12 protein-coding genes and 1 riboswitch are annotated in these 17,370 nt (G+C 64.8%); of the genes, 4 read left to right on the top strand and 8 right to left on the bottom strand.

All coding sequences use genetic code 11. The annotated features are described in order from the left end of the window. Together alaS and recA are read right to left on the bottom strand one after the other, a co-directional pair. Entirely contained in the window at window positions 1-2,691 is a 2,691-nt protein-coding gene (alaS, locus tag ACQY5B_RS09955) for an alanine--tRNA ligase (RefSeq protein ID WP_420325400.1), read from the bottom strand. Between the two features lie 141 nt (window positions 2,692-2,832). Further along, complete coding sequence (recA, locus tag ACQY5B_RS09950; RefSeq protein WP_305968640.1) at window positions 2,833-3,900, bottom strand: recombinase RecA; 1,068 nt, start codon at window positions 3,898-3,900, stop codon at window positions 2,833-2,835. A 171-nt stretch (window positions 3,901-4,071) separates the two neighbouring features. On the opposite strand from recA, the gene ACQY5B_RS09945 reads away from it, so the two are divergent. Next, complete coding sequence (locus tag ACQY5B_RS09945) at window positions 4,072-4,662, top strand: gamma-glutamyl kinase (RefSeq protein WP_305968639.1); 591 nt, start codon at window positions 4,072-4,074, stop codon at window positions 4,660-4,662. A gap of 10 nt (window positions 4,663-4,672) precedes the next feature. On the opposite strand, the gene ACQY5B_RS09940 is transcribed toward ACQY5B_RS09945, so the two are convergent. The 6 genes from ACQY5B_RS09940 to ACQY5B_RS09915 all read right to left on the bottom strand — a co-directional run bounded on the left by ACQY5B_RS09940 (window position 4,673) and on the right by ACQY5B_RS09915 (window position 12,782). Next, the gene (locus ACQY5B_RS09940; protein WP_305968714.1) at window positions 4,673-6,925 is read right to left on the bottom strand and encodes an ATP-binding protein; all 2,253 of its coding nucleotides are present in this window, start codon (window positions 6,923-6,925) and stop codon (window positions 4,673-4,675) included. A 142-nt stretch (window positions 6,926-7,067) separates the two neighbouring features. Continuing rightward, window positions 7,068-8,228 carry an RsmB/NOP family class I SAM-dependent RNA methyltransferase gene (locus tag ACQY5B_RS09935; protein WP_420325401.1) on the bottom strand — a complete coding sequence of 387 codons (1,161 nt, stop codon included), beginning with the start codon at window positions 8,226-8,228 and terminating at the stop codon, window positions 7,068-7,070. A gap of 125 nt (window positions 8,229-8,353) precedes the next feature. Further along, window positions 8,354-9,802 (bottom strand): IMP dehydrogenase, encoded by a 1,449-nt coding sequence (guaB, locus tag ACQY5B_RS09930; RefSeq protein WP_305968637.1) that lies wholly within the window; start codon window positions 9,800-9,802, stop codon window positions 8,354-8,356. Between the two features lie 36 nt (window positions 9,803-9,838). Then, window positions 9,839-10,264, bottom strand: coding sequence for a hypothetical protein (locus tag ACQY5B_RS09925; protein ID WP_420325402.1), 426 nt, complete (start codon window positions 10,262-10,264; stop codon window positions 9,839-9,841). A gap of 16 nt (window positions 10,265-10,280) precedes the next feature. After that, window positions 10,281-10,970, bottom strand: a complete 690-nt coding sequence (gene bluB, locus ACQY5B_RS09920; protein WP_420325403.1) for a 5,6-dimethylbenzimidazole synthase — start codon at window positions 10,968-10,970, stop codon at window positions 10,281-10,283. 43 nt (window positions 10,971-11,013) lie between these two features. Further along, window positions 11,014-11,193, bottom strand: a riboswitch (cobalamin riboswitch). An 80-nt stretch (window positions 11,194-11,273) separates the two neighbouring features. Then, on the bottom strand, window positions 11,274-12,782 hold the full coding sequence (locus ACQY5B_RS09915; protein ID WP_420325404.1) for a hypothetical protein: 1,509 nt from the start codon (window positions 12,780-12,782) through the stop codon (window positions 11,274-11,276). Window positions 12,783-12,953: 171 nt separating this feature from the next. Here ACQY5B_RS09915 and ACQY5B_RS09910 point away from each other — a divergent pair, with 171 nt between their 5' ends. The 3 genes from ACQY5B_RS09910 to ACQY5B_RS09900 all read left to right on the top strand — a co-directional run bounded on the left by ACQY5B_RS09910 (window position 12,954) and on the right by ACQY5B_RS09900 (window position 17,362). After that, window positions 12,954-13,910, top strand: a complete 957-nt coding sequence (locus ACQY5B_RS09910; protein WP_305968633.1) for an agmatinase — start codon at window positions 12,954-12,956, stop codon at window positions 13,908-13,910. 127 nt (window positions 13,911-14,037) lie between these two features. After that, window positions 14,038-15,186: a CaiB/BaiF CoA transferase family protein gene (locus tag ACQY5B_RS09905; protein WP_305968632.1), complete on the top strand. Its 1,149-nt coding sequence runs from the start codon at window positions 14,038-14,040 to the stop codon at window positions 15,184-15,186. A gap of 136 nt (window positions 15,187-15,322) precedes the next feature. Then, window positions 15,323-17,362 (top strand): ASKHA domain-containing protein, encoded by a 2,040-nt coding sequence (locus tag ACQY5B_RS09900; RefSeq protein WP_420325405.1) that lies wholly within the window; start codon window positions 15,323-15,325, stop codon window positions 17,360-17,362. The last annotated feature ends 8 nt before the right edge of the window (window positions 17,363-17,370 follow it).

Raw genomic sequence — 17,370 nt, 5'->3', positions numbered from 1 at the left:
TCAAGCTCTCCCTACAGCGGTTTGAATGACGGATTGGGCCGCTTCCATGGCGCCACTCCAGTTCTCAAGCGATGGCGCACCGCCTTGAGCCAGCGTGGGACGTCCACCTCCGCCCTTACCTCCCAGTGCCCCTACTACAGCCCGAAGAATATCGACGGCGGAAACGACTTTGGAAACTTCATCCCCAACGCCTACTGCAACCGCCACCTTGCCACCGTTTTCTGTCGCCAGAACAGTAACACCCGCGTTGCCTTGAGCCTTCAAGTCATCAATCATCGGCGGGAGATCCTTACCAGAAACGCCAGCCATGACGTTTCCGGAGAATGCAATCCCGCTCACGCTGGTCTCTTCCGAGCCTGCGCCCTGCCCCGCGCCACCGGCCATTGCCAGTTCGCGGCGCAACTGTGCCACCTCGGATTCCAGCTTCTTGCGCTCATCCATCAGCGCCTTGACCCGACCCGGAACGTCAGAGGCGCTGGCCTTCAGAACGCCTGCCACCTCTGCCAGTCGGTGATCCTGCTGCGTGAGATAGTCGAAGGCAGCGGCCCCGGTCAGTGCCTCGATCCGCCGGACTCCCGCGCTGGATGCGCTGTCGCCCAGCGTCACGAAGAGACCGATGTCGCCGGTCTGGCGCACATGGGTGCCACCGCACAGTTCGATCGAATAGGTCTGGCCGTCGGTGCCCTTGCCCGAGCCGGGCTTTGTCCCCATCGAGACGACGCGCACCTCCTCGCCGTATTTCTCACCGAAGAGCGCCTGCGCGCCGATCTCGCGCGCGTCGTCCGGCGTCATGATCCGCGTGCTCACCGGCGCGTTCTGCCGGATAAAGGCGTTCACGTCGCGTTCGACCTCTTGCAGGTCCTCCAGGCTCAGCGCCTGGCCATGGCTGAAGTCGAACCGCAACCGGTCCGGCGCATTCAGCGACCCGCGCTGCGCGACGTGATCGCCCAGCCGTTCGCGCAGTGCCTCGTGCAGCAGGTGCGTGGCCGAGTGGTTGGCCCGGATCGCCGAGCGACGGCCATGATCCACCTCGAGTTGCAGCGCATCGCCCTTGGCGAAGGTGCCGCGATCCACGGTGACGTGATGCGCGTAGACCGCGCCCCCCGCCATTTTCTGCGTATCGCTGACGGTGGCGCTGTCATCCTCGTTCTCCAGCCGGCGCAACCAGCCGGTATCACCGACCTGCCCGCCGGCTTCGCCGTAGAACGGCGTCTGGTTCAATACGATCCACCCGCTTTGACCCGCCGACAGGCTGTCGACCGGCTTGCCGTCCGCCACAAGCGCCAACACCTGGCCTTCGGCCGTTTCCGTGTCGTAGCCCAGGAAATCGGTCGCACCATGCGTATCGGCAATATCGAACCAGATGGTCGCATCCGCCGCTTCGCCGGATCCGCTCCATGCCGCGCGGGCGCGTGCTTTCTGCTCGGCCATCGCGGCGTCAAAGCCTTCGACGTCCACTTCCCGGTTCTTCTCGCGCAGCGCATCCTGCGTCAGGTCCAGCGGGAAACCATAGGTGTCATACAGCTTGAAGGCCGCAGCGCCCGGCAGCGGCGCGTCACCGTCAAGCCCGGCCAATTCGTCATCGAGAAGCTTCAGCCCGCGATCCAGTGTCGCCTTGAACCGCGTTTCCTCGGATTTCAGCGTTTCCTCGATCAGTGCCTGCGCGCGAGTGAGTTCCGGATAGGCCTGCCCCATCTGGCGCACCAGCGCCGGGACGAGGCGGTACATCAACGGGTCCTGTGCGCCCAAGAGATGCGCGTGACGCATGGCGCGGCGCATGATCCGGCGCAGGACGTAGCCGCGCCCGTCGTTCGACGGCATCACGCCGTCCGCGATCAGGAACGAGGTCGAGCGCAGGTGGTCGGCAATCACCCGGTGATGCATCTTGCCCGGCCCGTCCGGATCGGCGCTGGTCGCATCTGCGCTGGCCTCGATCAGGCTGCGCATCAGGTCGGTGTCGTAGTTGTCGTGCTTGCCCTGCAGCAGCGCACCAATCCGTTCCAGCCCCATGCCGGTGTCGATCGACTGCATGTCGAGCGCCTTCATCGAGCCGTCTTCGAACTGCTCGTTCTGCATGAAGACGACGTTCCAGATCTCGATGAAGCGGTCGCCGTCTTCCTCGGGCGTTCCCGGCGGGCCGCCCCAGATGTGATCGCCGTGGTCGTAGAAGATCTCGGTGCAGGGGCCGCAGGGGCCGGTCGGCCCCATCTGCCAGAAGTTGTCCGAGGTATCGATGCGGATGATCCGGTCCTCGGGCACGCCGACCTTCTTCCAGATCTCGAAGGCCTCGTCATCGGTGTGATAGACGGTGGTCAGCAGCCGCTTCGGGTCGATTCCGAATTCCTTGGTCACCAATTCCCAGGCAAAGGGGATCGCCTCGGGTTTGAAGTAATCCCCGAAGGAGAAATTCCCCAACATCTCGAAGAAGGTATGGTGACGCGCGGTGTAACCGACATTGTCGAGGTCATTGTGCTTGCCGCCCGCCCGCACGCATTTCTGCGAGGTGGTCGCTCGGTTGTAGTCGCGTTTTTCCACCCCGGTAAAAAGGTTCTTGAACTGCACCATGCCCGAGTTGACGAACATCAGCGTCGGGTCGTTGCGGGGCACCAGCGGGCTGGAGGCAACGACCTCGTGCCCCTGCTTTTCGAAATAGGTCAGAAAGGTCGAGCGGATGTCGTTCAGACTTGCCATTGCGGGCCTCTTTGCGGGCGAGTGATCGGCGCAGATGTAGCGGCGCCATCCGCAAGTGTCCACAGTCGCCTGTCACCCCGCACGGGACAACAAAAAAGGCGCTCCGAAGAGCGCCTCTTTCATGTCCGTCATATCGCCGGATCAATCCTCGGTCAGTTCCGGGTCACCCTCGGGCATGTCGAAATCCAGGCCGTGTGCCGCGCGGATCTTGTCCTCGATCTCCAGCGAGACCCGCGTATTCTCACGCAGGTAGGTTTTCGCATTTTCGCGCCCCTGCCCGATCCGCTCGTCGCCGTAGCTGAACCAGGAGCCGGACTTGTCGACGACACCGGCCTTGACGCCCAAGTCCAGCAGTTCGCCCATCTTCGAGATGCCCTCGCCGTACATGATGTCGAATTCGACCTGCTTGAACGGCGGCGCCACCTTGTTCTTGACCACCTTGACGCGCGTCTGGTTGCCGACAACTTCGTCGCGGTCCTTGATCGAGCCGATGCGGCGGATGTCGAGGCGCACGGACGAGTAAAATTTCAGCGCGTTGCCGCCGGTGGTCGTTTCGGGCGAGCCGAACATGACGCCGATCTTCATGCGGATCTGGTTGATGAAGATCACCATGCAATTGGACCGGCTGATCGAGCCGGTCAGCTTGCGCATCGCCTGGCTCATCAGGCGGGCCTGCACGCCGACGTTCGAGTCGCCCATGTCCCCTTCGAGTTCCGATTTCGGCGTCAGCGCGGCGACCGAGTCGACCACCACCATGCTGACCGCGCCCGAGCGCACCAGCGTATCGGTGATCTCCAGCGCCTGTTCACCGGTGTCGGGCTGCGAGATCAGCAACTCGTCCAGATCGACGCCAAGTTTCTTGGCGTATTGCGGGTCCAACGCGTGTTCGGCATCGACAAAGGCGCAGACGCCGCCCTTTTTCTGCTCTTCAGCCACGCAGTGCAGCGTCAGCGTCGTCTTGCCCGAGCTTTCGGGGCCGTAGATCTCGATGATCCGGCCCTTGGGCAACCCGCCGATTCCCAAGGCGATATCCAGCCCCAGCGAGCCGGTCGAGGTGGCCTCGATATCCTTGATGGCATTGTCGCCACCCAGTTTCATGATCGAGCCCTTGCCGAACTGTCGCTCGATCTGGGCGAGTGCGCTGTCCAGGGCCTTCTGTTTCTCGGCCTTACGCTTGTTATCCATGCTCAGAAGATCTGCCGTTGCCATGCGTTTCGATCCTTATTCCATATGCCGGCGAGCGCGGCAATCGCTGCTTTCGTTCACCCCTTGTTCCCAATAGCTATGAGACCAAACCATGAACAGTTCAAGTGAATTCTTTCTCTTTCCAGCTTGGCGCGCGAGGGTTAAGGCAAGGTTACCGAAACAGGAACAAATCGAATGCTCGTTTTCTGGAAAGCGCGCCTGGTCATGCTGGCGGTCCCCAAGACCGGCACCTCTGCCTATACGCGGGCGCTGGCTCCCAAGGCTTCGATGGCGGTCTCCGACCCGCCCGAGTTGAAACATGCGCCGGTCTATCGTTACAACCGTTTCTTCCGCCCGATGTTCGAGAAGGTCGGCGGCGAGATGGAGCTTTTGGCAGTGATCCGCGAACCGGTGGACTGGCTTGGCTCCTGGTACAGGTATCGGCAGCGTGATTTCCTGGATGGCAAGCCGACCTCGACGCGCGGGCTCAGTTTTGACCAGTTCTGCGATGCCTATGCCCGCGGCGATCGTCCGCCATTCGCGAACGTCGGCAGCCAGGCCAAGTTCGTGGAGCCGCGCCCCAACGGTGTCTCGGTCAACCATTTGTTCCGCTACGAAAACCAGGCCGGCTTGCTGGCCTTTCTCGAAGAGCGGCTTGAGACGAAGATCGACCTGCCGCGCGAAAACGTCTCTCCGCGGCGGGACCTGTCGCTGTCCCCGGAGATCGACGCCAAGCTGCGGCGCAAATGTGCGGCGGATTTCGAGACCTGGGAAGGCGCGACCTAGCGCCCGACCGTCAGTTGAGTTGCTGGTGCACCGTCTCGGTCAGGTCCGATAGAGAGAAGGGTTTCGGCAGGAAGACGGAATTTGGAATTTCCTCGCTGCCTTCGCCAAAGGCGTCTTCGGCATAGCCCGATACAAAGACCACCCGCGTATCGGGGCGGCGTTCCCGCGCCTTGCGCACCCAGGTCGGGCCGTCCATCCCGGGCATGACGACATCGGTCACGAAGATGTCCACGGCCAAATCGTCATCATCCAGCGTCGCGAGCGCATCCTCGGCGGTCTCTGCCTCGATTACCGTGTAGCCACGCAGGCGCAGCGCGCGGGCCGCGAAGGCCCGGACCGGGGCCTCGTCCTCGACCAGCAGGACCACGCCCGATCCTTGCTCGGGCAGCTTCCGCTCGGCCTTCTCCTCGGTGGCCACAGCTTCTTGCCGGGGCGCCTCGAAGGCCGGGAAAAGCAGGGTGAAACAGGTCCCCTGCCCGACCACGCTGTCCACGAAGATGAAACCGCCGGTCTGCTTGACGATGCCATAGACGGTGGACAAGCCAAGCCCCGTTCCCTCACCGGTGCGCTTGGTGGTGAAAAAGGGCTCAAAGACCTTTTGCAGCTTGTCCTGGGGGATTCCCATCCCCTTGTCCGTCACCCGGACCGAAACATAGAGCCCGGGCGCGACCACCGCGCGGTCGCGCGTCATCGGTTCGGCCAGTTCGCGGCGCTCGGTCTCGACCACGATCTCGCCACCCTCGGGCATGGCGTCGCGGGCGTTGACCACCAGGTTCATCATCACCTGTTCGAGTTGCCGCCGGTCACCGCGCACCGTTGGCAGCACGGGATCATGTTTCAGCGTCAGCCGCACCTTTTCACCCACCAGCCTGTTCAGAAGATGCGCAAGGTCCGAGAGAGTATCGCGCAGGTCCATGACCTCGGGCTGCATGGTCTGCTTGCGCGAAAATGCGAGGAGCTGCCCGACAAGCGCCGCCGCCCGGTTGGCGTTCTGGTTGATCTGGACAAGGTCGCCGTAATCCGGATCGCCCTGGTCATGCCGAAGCAACAGCAGGTCGCAATGCCCCGAGATCGCCGTCAGCAGGTTGTTGAAATCATGCGCGACCCCGCCCGCAAGCTGGCCGATGGCCTGCATCTTCTGGCTCTGGACGAATTGCGCCTCGAGCGTCTTGAGCTCGGTCGCGTCATTGAGAACAGCGACGAGCGCCGTCTCGCCGTCGTCGATCACGCGGTTCAGCGTGACCTGCACAAAGACCTCGCGGTCGGCACGGGTCAGGCGCAGGAACTCGGAGCGGTGCAGCCCACGGCCATCGGCAGCCTCCTGCAACCAGTCCTTGATCGCACGGCCCAGCCCTTCCATGTGCTCGGCAAGGTAACCGGGATCGACCTGGCCCAGGTTCAGCAGGCGGCGGGCCTCGGGGTTTGCGCGCAGGACACGACCGTCGGGTGCCACCTTGAGCAGCGGCACCGGAAGGCCGTCGAAGCTGCCCATCAGGTCCTGGCGCCCGGAATCCTCGGCTATGGGCGACAGCACCAGTTCCTGGCGCCCGCCGCCGATATCGGCACTGTGGACAAGAACGCTCTGCCCGGCATGGGCGCCTTTCAGGCAATGCACCCCGTCGGTCCGCAACGGCAAGTCGGCAAAGATGTCATCCAGCCGCTTCACACGCTGGCCCACGAGGTCACGCGCCACCGGGTTCATGTAGAGCACCGCCCCATTGCGCCCCAGCGAGATCACCGCGAGGTCGGCCCGCGTCCGCCCGCCCGCGCGTTGCGATTCATTCTCCAGACGCCAGAGCATCATGTCGGGCCGGAAGGCACGGACGTAGATCCTGTAGCCTTCGGAATGGCTGGTGACATCCTCGACCGCGGCGCCCTCGGTCAGGGCCTTTTGCTGCAACCGGTAGATGATGCCCTCGGAACTGGCAAAGACGTCGCGCAGCAAGGTGGACAACTGGCTGATGCCCTCGCTGGCAAAGCGTTCACGCGCGGTACGGTTGCTTGTCAGCACCGCCCCCTCTGCATCGGTGAGGAAACAGAAGGCAGGCTCTGTCTCGATGAAATCCGCGAGAAGGGCGAGCCGTCTTTTACGGCGCCCGCCGGACACCCGGTCGACCAGCAGCCACACCACCGCCAGACAGCCGAACGCGCCCGTGGCCGCCAGCGCAACCACCTGGACCGAGCGCACCGCAGCCACCTGGGAAATCAGCAGGGAGAGCGTCGCCAGGACGACCAGCGCTGCCGCGCCGATGATCGGCGTCATGCCGCTCTGTCGTTTCTGTGCGATGTCGATCGCAGCTTCCACCTTGTCCCCCCGGGTCACGATTCTCTTCCTGCCATAATGCCGGCGTAGACCGTTAAGGGGACGTTAACTGTCGCAAATGCTCGCGCCAGAGTTGTGGCTTTCAGGTCGCGGTCCGGCGAAGAACCGCGGCAAAAAAGCCATCCCCGCCAGACCCGGGGAGGAATTGCCGCTGCTCTTCGACCGACCAGCCGGGCCTGCGTTCCAGAAAGGCGCTGACCTGCGTGGCGTTTTCCTCGGCCAGCACCGAGCAGGTCGCATAGGCCAGCACACCGCCCTTGACCACGTAACCTACCGCCCGATCGAGAATATCGGCCTGGATGGCGCAGAGTTCGTCCAGCCTTTCTTCCGTCAGGCGCCACTTGCCTTCGGGCGCACGGCGCCAGGCACCGCTGCCCGAACAGGGCACATCACAGAGTACAAGGTCGAAGTCCCCCTTGGGCCTGGCCGCGATACGGACATCCGCCCCGGCGCGGGACGCGCGTGCCGGCAGGTCGATCATCCGTTTCGGAGCCGCATCATGGGCCACAACCGGCCCGCCCCGCATCTGTGCCGCCATCGCCAGCGCCTTGCCGCCACCGCCGGCGCAATAGTCCAGAACCCGCATGCCCGGTTCCAGCGGCAGCAGGTCGACCACCGCCTGGCTGGCCGCATCCTGCAATTCCACGAGGCCGTCGAGATATGCGCCGCTGCGCATGATCCTCCGGGCACCCTCCGTCACACGCAAAGCGGTCGCCGAAAGCTCATGAGGTTCGGCCAGAATCCCGTCTTGTCCCAGACGCGCCATTGCGGTTTCAGGCGTGGCCCGCAAAAGATTGACACGGAGAAAGACATCGGCCCGGGATCGAAGGGCCAGCGCCGTCGCATCTGCCTCTGCCCCCAGGCTGTCCCGGAAACGCGGCGCCAGCCAGTCCGGCAGGTCCAGCGCCGCCGCCCCGTGCGGCGCCTGCCCGGCGGCCAGTTCATCTGCATCAAGCGGGGCCGGGGCATGGCCCTGCCCCGAGAATACCTGGGCGGGATCTTCTTCCCTGAGGCGGAGCAGCCCCAACAAACGCGCCCGGCCGGTTTCGCCCCCGCCCAGGGCCGCGGTCGACCGCCAGCAGCGCAGCGCGTCGAACACAAGGTCGCGTACTGCGGCCCGGTCCTTGGATCCGGCATAGCGGGCAGAGCGTCCCCAGCTGGTCAGGGCCTGTTCCGCCGCCTGCCCGGCGGCGATCCGGTCCAGCAATTCAATGGCGGCCTGCACGCGGGCGGCGGGGGTCATGGGCTGTTCTCCAACGGCGGCAATCGCCTCTGCCTAGACCAGAGACACAGGTTTGACGATGCCCCGGCGCATGTTCCGCGCCGGGGCATTGTTTCAAAGTTTACCGGAAACAGTCCGGACAGAACTCATCCAATCCGGTAATTGGGGCTTTCGCGGGTGATCTGAACGTCGTGCACATGGCTTTCCTTCAGCCCTGCCCCGGTGATCTTCACGAAGGTGCAGTTGCGGCGCATCTCCTCGACCGTGGCGCAGCCGGTATAGCCCATCGCGGCCCGAAGTCCGCCGACCAGCTGGTGCAGGACCACGCCCGCCGGCCCCTTGTAGGGAACCTGCCCCTCGATCCCTTCGGGGACCAGCTTGTCGCTGGCCGCGTCCTTCTGGAAATAGCGGTCAGCCGAGCCGCGCGCCATGGCGCCCAGGCTACCCATGCCGCGATAGGCCTTGAACGACCGCCCCTGGTACAAAATCACCTCGCCCGGGCTTTCGTCTGTCCCGGCGATCATGGACCCGACCATCGCGCAGGAAGCCCCCGCCGCGATGGCCTTGGCGAAATCGCCCGAGAACTTGATGCCGCCATCCGCAATCACCGGCACGTCACCGGCCGCCGTCGCACATTCCATGATCGCGGTCAGCTGGGGCACGCCGACACCGGCCACCATCCGCGTGGTGCAGATCGACCCGGGTCCGATCCCCACCTTGATCGCATCGGCGCCCGCGTCGATGAGGGCCCGCGCGGCATCCGCCGTCGCCACGTTGCCTGCGATCACCTGCACCTCGTTCGACAACAGCTTGGCGCGTTCGACCGCTTCCAGCACACCGGCGGAATGGCCATGCGCCGTGTCGACCACGATGATGTCGACCTGCGCATCCGCGAGGGCCTGAGAGCGTTCATAGCCCGAGTCGCCAACGCCCGTGGCCGCCGCGACGCGCAGACGCCCGAGGTCGTCCTTGCAGGCGGTCGGGTTCACCACCGCCTTTTCCGTGTCCTTCAGCGTCAGAAGCCCCGTCAGCTTGCCGTCCTTGTCGGTCACCAGCAGCTTTTCGATCCGGCGGGCCTTCATCAGGTTGATGGCTTCCTCGCGGTCCGCCGGTTCGGTCAGGATCGCGAGGTTGTCGCGGGTCATCATGGCGTGAACCGGCGTGCCGTCGTTCTCGGCAAAGCGCATGTCGCGGTTGGTGACGATCCCCACGACGCGATGCGCCTCGTCGATCACGGGAAAGCCGGTAAAGCCGTAGCGCTCCGTCAGCATCCGGGCATCGCCCAGGGTCTGATCCGGGCGCAGGGTGACGGGGTTGTAGACGATGCCGCTTTCAAAGCGCTTGACCCGCCGCACTTCGCGCGCCTGTTCCTCGATCCCGAGGTTCTTGTGGATCACCCCGATACCACCGGCCTGCGCCATGGTGATCGCCATCCGGCTTTCGGTGACGGTGTCCATCGCGGAACTCAAAAGCGGAATATTCAACGCAATCGACTTGGTCACTTGCGTCCGGGTGTCCGCCGTCGACGGCAACACGTTCGAGGCCGCGGGAACAAGCAGGACGTCATCGAAGGTCAGGGCCTCGCGAATCTCCATTGGGGCACTCCTTGGGAGGGATCGGTTGGCGCGTCCCTATCGCATGCGGAGACGGGAAAGGAAAGAGCGCGCGGTGCGTCGCGGCGTCGTGCCCGGATCGGGGTGAAAGATATCCTCTTCCAGCGGCACGTCGAACCGCCAGTCAAACGGAAAGACCCGGTCGCGCGGCAGGTCCAGCGTATCCGGGGCCTGCGGGTCCTGACTATCGATCCAGCCACTGTCGCTGAGCCAGAAGATCGCGCGCAGCGTGCCGCCGCTGTCGGTATCCACGACAAAGACCGAGGCCAGTTCTGCCCCGTTCGAGAGGATCGAGGTGCCGTGCATCCAGTAATCGCCGTCGGCCCTTGACACCTGCGACGGGTTGCGAACCGCGTGCTGCCCGGTCTGCGGATCACTGCGCAGGACAAAGCGGGGCGCGCCGTGCAACAGGTTGATGCGCTTCATCGTTTCCTGATCTACCACGTCTGACCTCTTGTGCTCACTCGGGCGACACGTCTTGCCAATGGTCTTCCATGATCAGGCTGTCCAGGTCCAGCCGCTTGCGCCAGCCCCGCGCCTGCAGTTCCGGCTGGCCAAAGGCCTCATCGATATGACCGACGCAAAGGTAGGCGACGACCTCAACATGGTCGGGCAAGCCCAGCAGCGCGCGCAGATCCTCTTGCCGAAAGATGCTGACCCAGCCGACGCCCAGCCCCTCGGCCCTCGCCGCAAGCCAGAGGTTCTGCACCGCGCAGACCGTGGAATAGAGGTCCATATCCCGGTTATGCGTCCGCCCCAGCACCACCTTGCCGCCGCGGGTCCGGTCGCAGGTCACCGCGATGTTCAGCGGCGCCTTCAGGATGCCTTCCAGTTTCAGCGCGGCGTATCGGCTCCGCTTTTCACCTTCGAACATGGCTTCGGCCTCGGCATTGGCGGTCTCGAAGGCGGCATGGACCGCCCGCCGCCGGGCCGCATCGCGGATCAGGATAAAGTTCCAGGGCTGCATGAAGCCGACCGAAGGCGCCGCATGGGCCGCCTCCAGCACGCGGCGCAGCATGGCGGGATCAATCGGGTCGGGCAGGAATTCGTTGCGCACATCCCGCCGCGCGCAGATCACATCGTAAAGTGCCTGACGCTCGCAGGCGGAGAATTTGCGCGCTTTCTCGGGCGCAGCTTGGGGATCGGGCATTCTTCGGCTCCGCAAATGACAATGACCGGACGCTGTCCAAGGCGCCGGTCCGTGTCGTCAGGCCGGTCTTCTGGCTTGGGGTCTGCCGGGGCGGACGCCTTCCCGGGGCTGGCCCCAGTGGCATCTGTCCGCTCCATCCCCCTTACAGCGGCGGGCCCGCGCCGGACTTGCACCGGCTTCCCGATTCTCCCCATATCGGGGCACCTGACAGCGCCAGAGTGCGTCAGTCCATCCGCAGGGGCAACCATCCAGGCGCAACAGGCGCCCCAAGAGGCGCCTGCACGGATCCGGCAATTGCGGGTTTCAGTCAGAGGCTGCGTCGGCCTTTTTCTTGTCCGCCTTCTCGACCGCCTCGCCAATGGACTGGACCGACCAGGCGAAATCCACGTCCAGCGCCGTATCGAAGACCCAGTAGTCGCGCGGGACATAGAAATTCGCCGCATAGCCCGAGCCACGTCCGCCCCAGGCCGCAAGACCGTGACAGGTCATGCAGTTGGTCTGGATGCCCATGTCCGTCGTCGTCGTTGTCCAGCCGCCGGCGCCATCGGGGATCTGTACGGTCTCGGTGATGCCGATGACCGGCGTGCCGAACCCGGCCTCCAGGTAGGGGTTGAAGGCCGTCACCAGCGCACCGACGTTCTTGCCCCCGACAAGGGGTTGCGCCGGCACCAACATCGAGTAGGCCGGCGCCATCGCGTAATGCGCCGCCTGCGTGGTCAGCGTGTCAGGCCGCGCCGAGGCGATGGCGGCACTGGAGGGCGTGTTGGGCCGCGCGGCATCCGCCTCCCACCAGAAGGTCTGCCATGTCCACTGGGTCGTTTCCCGAGACGTGACATGCATGGCCACCAGCAGGGCGATGGAGGTTTCGCCGTCGGTCAGGTCGCTGCTGTCGCCCGTCGACTTGTTGACGAAAGCCGCATCCTCATCCTTGAGGTTGACCGCGATGAAATCGTCGACGGAATAGATGTTCCCCTCGGACGGGCTTTTGCAGTTGACGTCGACGCCGGTCGATTTTGTCGGGCCATCAAGGTCAAGATCGACATAGACGCATTGCTGCCAGAGCGTTTCGGGATAGCCGCCTTGTTTCATGTCCGGTGTCCAGTTCGCCAGGTCCGGCTCTCCGGGCCAGGCCGTAAAGGCGTATAGCCTGCGGGTCCGGCCGTCTTCGCCCGTCCATTCGGTGATGCGATCGTCGGTGATCAACTTGTAGACCGGTTTGACGTTCACCGCCGCGTCGGGAAAGCGCACCTTGTCTCCCTGCTCCAACAACCGGTCCAGCACCTCTGGTTTGCCGGTGCCGGTGTCCAGCAGGTACTGCGCCGAGGGCGGGCTGTAGGCCACGTTTTCCAGCACGTCTGTATTCACGATAATCCCGGCGGCATTTTTCGCCGGCTCGGTGCCGTCCTTCTTTTCCTGCGCCGCGTTCGCGAGGAAACCATCGACCAGCCCGTGTTTGAACATCTGATTGGACTCGCCCAGCCGGAACCGGTCTTCCGGGGCCTCGCCGGTAAAGACGTCGATCACATCCGCCTTGGTCAACCAGGTCTGATAGGTCAGTCGGGCATAGGCGCCCTCACCCTCGACCGGTTTCGTCAGGCCGGCCCAGATCCCCCAGGCATGGGCATGGATGGCGCCCGTATTCTGCGGTTCGGCCCGAATCCAGGCGTCGATCTCGGCCTCGGGCGTCGGAAAGCGGACGCCAGGCGCAGGTTCCGCTGGCATGTCGACGCCAAAGTCCTGTGCCAAGACTGTCAGCGGCAGCCCCGCCAGCGCGATGGCCAACAACGGCCCGTTCTTGTTCAAAAGGTTCATTCCAGTCCCCCATTGCAATCAAAGATTGTATTCATGTGACGCACGGTAACCCCTCACCGCGTGTACACAAGAACAACCTTTCAACCTTAACGATTAATTTTATCCTGACGCGCAATGCCCCTTGTTGCGCGCGCCCCTCCGACTAGGCTGGCGCCAATCAAGGAGACCCCTATGAGTCACGGTTACGAATCCGGTCGGCTGAACCTTCCGTTCACCGGCATCTGCACCTTTGCCAAGGCCCCCTATCAGCCCGATTGGTCCAATTTGCAGGCCGACGCGGCAATCCTTGGTGCGCCTTTCGACGCGGGAACCCAATGGCGCGCGGGGGCACGGTTCGGCCCGCGCGGCGTGCGCGAGGCCTCGACCCTGTTCAGCTTTGGTCATGCAGGTGCCTACGATCACGAGGACGACGTGACCTATCTGGACGGCGTGCAACTGGTCGACATGGGCGACGCCGACATCATCCATACCGACACCGCAAGCAGCCATGCCAACATCCGCCGCGGCGTCGAGGCGGCGCTGGCTGCGCGCGCCCTGCCCGTAACCATTGGCGGAGATCATTCGGTCAACATTCCCTGCATCGAGGCCTACGAAGGCCGCGCGCCCTTCCATGTCCTGCAGATCGACGCGCACCTGGATTTCGTCGATGAACGGCACGGCGTCACCCGCGGACATGGCAATCCGATGCGTAGGGCGGCGGAGAAATCCTGGGTCACCGGGCTGACGCAACTGGGCATCCGCAACGTTTCGTCCACGGCGCGCGAGGGTTACGAGGATGCGCGCGCCCGTGGCTCCGACATCCTGTCGGTCCGGCAGGTGCGCAGGCTGGGCCCCGAGGCCACCGCCGCCCGCCTGCCCGAAGGCGTGCCGATCTACATCACCATCGACATCGACGCCTTCTGCCCGTCGATCGCGCCGGGCACCGGCACACCCAGCCACGGCGGATTCCTCTACTACGAGGTGCTGGAGATCCTGCAACAAGCGGTCCGCTCTCATCCGGTCGTCGGAATTGACCTGGTCGAGGTCGCGCCGGACTACGACCCGACCGGCAGCACCTCGATCCTGGCCGCACAACTTCTGATGAACCTGCTGGGTTTCGTCTTTCACGCCGGGTTGCCAAGACCCTAGGCTGAATTCCGCATCAAATATGCTGCGCACCCGCGAAGGATCGCGCAGCCCCCATCACAGGCCTTGCCGTCACCGCCTTGTCGCGTTTCTCTGGTGTAGAGCACCCGACCCAGAACAGGACCCGCCCATGACCGCCCCCCTTGCCGGATACGTCATTCTTGACCTGACGCATGTCCTTGCCGGCCCTTTCTGCACGATGACGCTGGCGGACATGGGGGCGCAGGTGATCAAGGTGGAACCCCCCAAGGGCGGCGATGATACCCGTGCTTTCCCCCCCTTCAAGGATGGGAAATCCGCCTATTTCGCAGCCATCAACCACGGCAAGAAAAGCATCGCACTGAACCTCAAGGCCGACGAGGATCGGCTGATCTTCGAACGCCTGCTGGCCCGCGCCGACGTCATCGTCGAGAATTTTCGCCCCGGGGTGATGGAACGTCTGGGCTATGGCTGGGACGACCTCCACGCGGCCTTTCCCCGACTGGTCTATGGCGCGGTATCCGGCTTTGGCCATTCCGGCCCGGACGCGCGGCGCCCGGCCTATGACATGGTGGTCCAGGCGCGCGGCGGCGTGATGTCGATCACCGGCGAAAAAGACCGCGACCCGGTGCGCGTGGGCGCCTCGATCGGGGATATCGTGGCGGGCATGTTCCTGTCGCAGGGCATCCTTGCCGCGCTGCTGGACCGCGACCGGTCCGGCCTGGGGCGCAAGATCGACGTGGCCATGCTGGACAGCCAGTTGGCGATCCTTGAGCACGCGGTGGCTCTGACCACGGTGACCGGCAAGGCGCCGGGACCGTCCGGGGCCCGCCATCCCTCGATCACGCCCTTCGAAACCTTCCATGCCTCGGACGGGCTGTTCGTGATCGCCGCCGGAAACGACCGCCTGTTCGAAAAGCTCTGCATCGCGCTGGACCTGCCGATCTCGGACGACCCGCGCTTTGCCACCAACCCGGCGCGCTGCGACAATGCCCGCCTGCTGAAACGGCTGATCGAGGCGGTGACGCTGGAGAACACCCGCGCCTACTGGATCTCGCGCCTGACCGCGGCGGGCGTCCCCACGGGGCCGATCCAGGATGTCGGACAGGTCCTGAAGGACCCGCAGATCCTGGCCCGCAACATGGTGGTGGACGTGCTCGACAAGAATGGGCGGCAGGCCTACAAGGCCGCCGGAAACCCGATCAAGATGACCGACGCGCCGGACCCCAAGTCGCGCGCCCCCGCGCCCGACCTTGACGGCAACCGGGGCGAGATCCTGCGCTGGCTCGAACAGGGCTGACCTCCGCCCTGCCGTCTATTGCCACGCCGGGCCGACGCCCGGTGCGCCGTGCCGTTTTCCGCCCTGATCCTGACGCCTTGTGTCTTTCCCTCGCCGGTGCAGCCGCTATGGTCCGCCCAACCCGGAGGTTCGCTTCATGACCAAAGATCCGCTTGTCGTCTTCACCCCGTCCGGAAAGCGCGGCCGCTTTCCCGTCGGCACGCCCGTCCTGACCGCCGCCCGCCAGCTGGGCGTCGACCTCGATTCCGTCTGCGGCGGACGCGGCATCTGTTCGAAATGCCAGATCACGCCGTCCTACGGCGATTTCCCGAAACACGGTGTGCATGTCGCGCAGGACGCCCTGTCGGAGTGGAACAAGGTCGAAGAACGCTATGACCAGAAACGTGGGCTGAAGACTGGGCGCCGTCTTGGCTGCCAGGCCACGGTGCAGCGCGACGTGGTGATCGACGTGCCCGCCGAAAGCCAGGTCCACCGCCAGGTCGTGCGCAAGGCCGCCACTGCCCGCGTGATCGAGATGGACCCGGCCACGCGGATCTTCTACGTCGAGGTCGAAGAACCCGACATGCACGAACCCACGGGCGATCTGGAACGCCTGGCCCGTGCGCTCAAGGCGCAATGGGACATCCCCGAGATCACGGCAGAGTTTTCTCTTCTGGGCCAGTTGCAGCCGATCCTGCGCAAGGGCGGCTGGAAGATCACTGTGGCCCTGCATAAATCCTCGGCCGAGGCCACCCCGCGCCTGATCGCCGCCTGGCCGGGACTGCACGAGGACGGGATTTACGGCCTGGCCATCGACCTTGGATCCACCACCATCGCGGCCCATCTGACGAACCTCGACACAGGCGAAGTCGTGGCCTCCTCAGGGATCATGAACCCCCAGATCCGCTTTGGCGAAGACCTGATGAGCCGGGTGTCCTACGCGATGATGAACCCCGGCGGGGATGTCGAAATGACCCGCGCCGTGCGTGAGGCCATCGACACTCTGTCGGTGGAGATCGCCAAGGACGCCGGGATCGTGCCCTCGCTGATCCTGGAGACGGTCTTCGTTTGTAACCCGGTGATGCATCACTTGCTGCTGGGCATCGACCCGGTGGAGCTGGGACAGGCGCCCTTTGCGCTGGCCACATCCAACTCGTTGACCCTGACGGCGCGCGATCTCGACCTGACCTCCCTGCCCGCCTCGGCGCAGGTCTATGTGCTGCCCTGCATCGCAGGCCACGTCGGCGCCGACGCCGCCGCCGTCGCCCTGTCCGAGGAACCGGGCAAGTCCGAGGACCTGGTGCTGGTCGTGGACGTGGGCACCAACGCCGAGATTCTCCTTGGCGACAAGACCCGCGTGCTGGCCTGTTCCTCGCCCACCGGCCCCGCCTTCGAAGGGGCACAGATCAGTTCCGGACAGCGGGCCGCCCCCGGCGCCATCGAGGCCATCCGCATCGACCCCAAGACCAAGGAACCGCGCTTTCGCGTCATCGGTTGTGACAAATGGTCGGACGAAGAAGGGTTCTGGGAGGACACCGCCGCAACCGGCATCACCGGCATCTGCGGATCCGGCATCATCGAAGCGGTGGCGGAACTGCGCACCGCCGGGCTGCTGGATCCCTCCGGCCTGATCGGCGGCCCCGCACAGACCGGCACACAGCGCTGCTTTGCCGAGGGCCGGACCCACAGCTACCTGATCCACGACGCCAGCGCAGACGGCGGGCCGCGCATCACCGTCACCCAAAGCGACATCCGTGCCATCCAGCTTGCCAAGTCGGCGCTTTATGCCGGGGCGCGCCTGCTGATGGACACGCGCGGCGTCGACAAGGTGGACCGCGTGGTGCTGGCAGGGGCCTTTGGCGCCCATATCTCGCCCCAGCACGCGATGGTGCTGGGCATGATCCCGGATGTGCCGCTGGACAAGGTGACCAGCGCGGGCAACGCCGCCGGGACAGGTGCGCGGATCGCGCTGTGCAACCTGGCCGCCCGGCGCGAGATCGAGCGCGTGGTGCGCGAGATCACCAAGGTCGAAACCGCGATCGAGCCGAAGTTCCAGGAGCATTTCGTCAACGCCAACGCGATCCCGCATGCCACCGACGCCTTCCCGGAACTCCACAAGATCGTCAGCCTGCCGAACGTCAGTTTCAACACCGGCGGAGAGGATGGTGGCGGGCGGCGCAGGCGGCGGCGCGGCTGATTCCGCGC

The organism is Antarctobacter sp., from assembly GCF_965277915.1.
Classification (GTDB): Bacteria; Pseudomonadota; Alphaproteobacteria; order Rhodobacterales; family Rhodobacteraceae; genus Antarctobacter.
The sequence above is the reverse complement of the archived record's forward strand: the minus strand, read 5'-3'. Positions and strand labels throughout refer to the sequence as shown.

What these genes read in the sequence shown, in the direction of transcription:
- alaS (WP_420325400.1), bottom strand. Translation starts at nt 2,691, where the DNA reads ATGGCAAGTCTGAACGACATCCGCTCGACCTTTCTGACCTATTTCGAA.
- recA (WP_305968640.1), bottom strand. Translation starts at nt 3,900, where the DNA reads ATGGCAACGGCAGATCTTCTGAGCATGGATAACAAGCGTAAGGCCGAG.
- ACQY5B_RS09945 (WP_305968639.1), top strand. Translation starts at nt 4,072, where the DNA reads ATGCTCGTTTTCTGGAAAGCGCGCCTGGTCATGCTGGCGGTCCCCAAG.
- ACQY5B_RS09940 (WP_305968714.1), bottom strand. Translation starts at nt 6,925, where the DNA reads ATGACGCCGATCATCGGCGCGGCAGCGCTGGTCGTCCTGGCGACGCTC.
- ACQY5B_RS09935 (WP_420325401.1), bottom strand. Translation starts at nt 8,228, where the DNA reads ATGACCCCCGCCGCCCGCGTGCAGGCCGCCATTGAATTGCTGGACCGG.
- guaB (WP_305968637.1), bottom strand. Translation starts at nt 9,802, where the DNA reads ATGGAGATTCGCGAGGCCCTGACCTTCGATGACGTCCTGCTTGTTCCC.
- bluB (WP_420325403.1), bottom strand. Translation starts at nt 10,970, where the DNA reads ATGCCCGATCCCCAAGCTGCGCCCGAGAAAGCGCGCAAATTCTCCGCC.
- ACQY5B_RS09915 (WP_420325404.1), bottom strand. Translation starts at nt 12,782, where the DNA reads ATGAACCTTTTGAACAAGAACGGGCCGTTGTTGGCCATCGCGCTGGCG.
- ACQY5B_RS09910 (WP_305968633.1), top strand. Translation starts at nt 12,954, where the DNA reads ATGAGTCACGGTTACGAATCCGGTCGGCTGAACCTTCCGTTCACCGGC.
- ACQY5B_RS09905 (WP_305968632.1), top strand. Translation starts at nt 14,038, where the DNA reads ATGACCGCCCCCCTTGCCGGATACGTCATTCTTGACCTGACGCATGTC.
- ACQY5B_RS09900 (WP_420325405.1), top strand. Translation starts at nt 15,323, where the DNA reads ATGACCAAAGATCCGCTTGTCGTCTTCACCCCGTCCGGAAAGCGCGGC.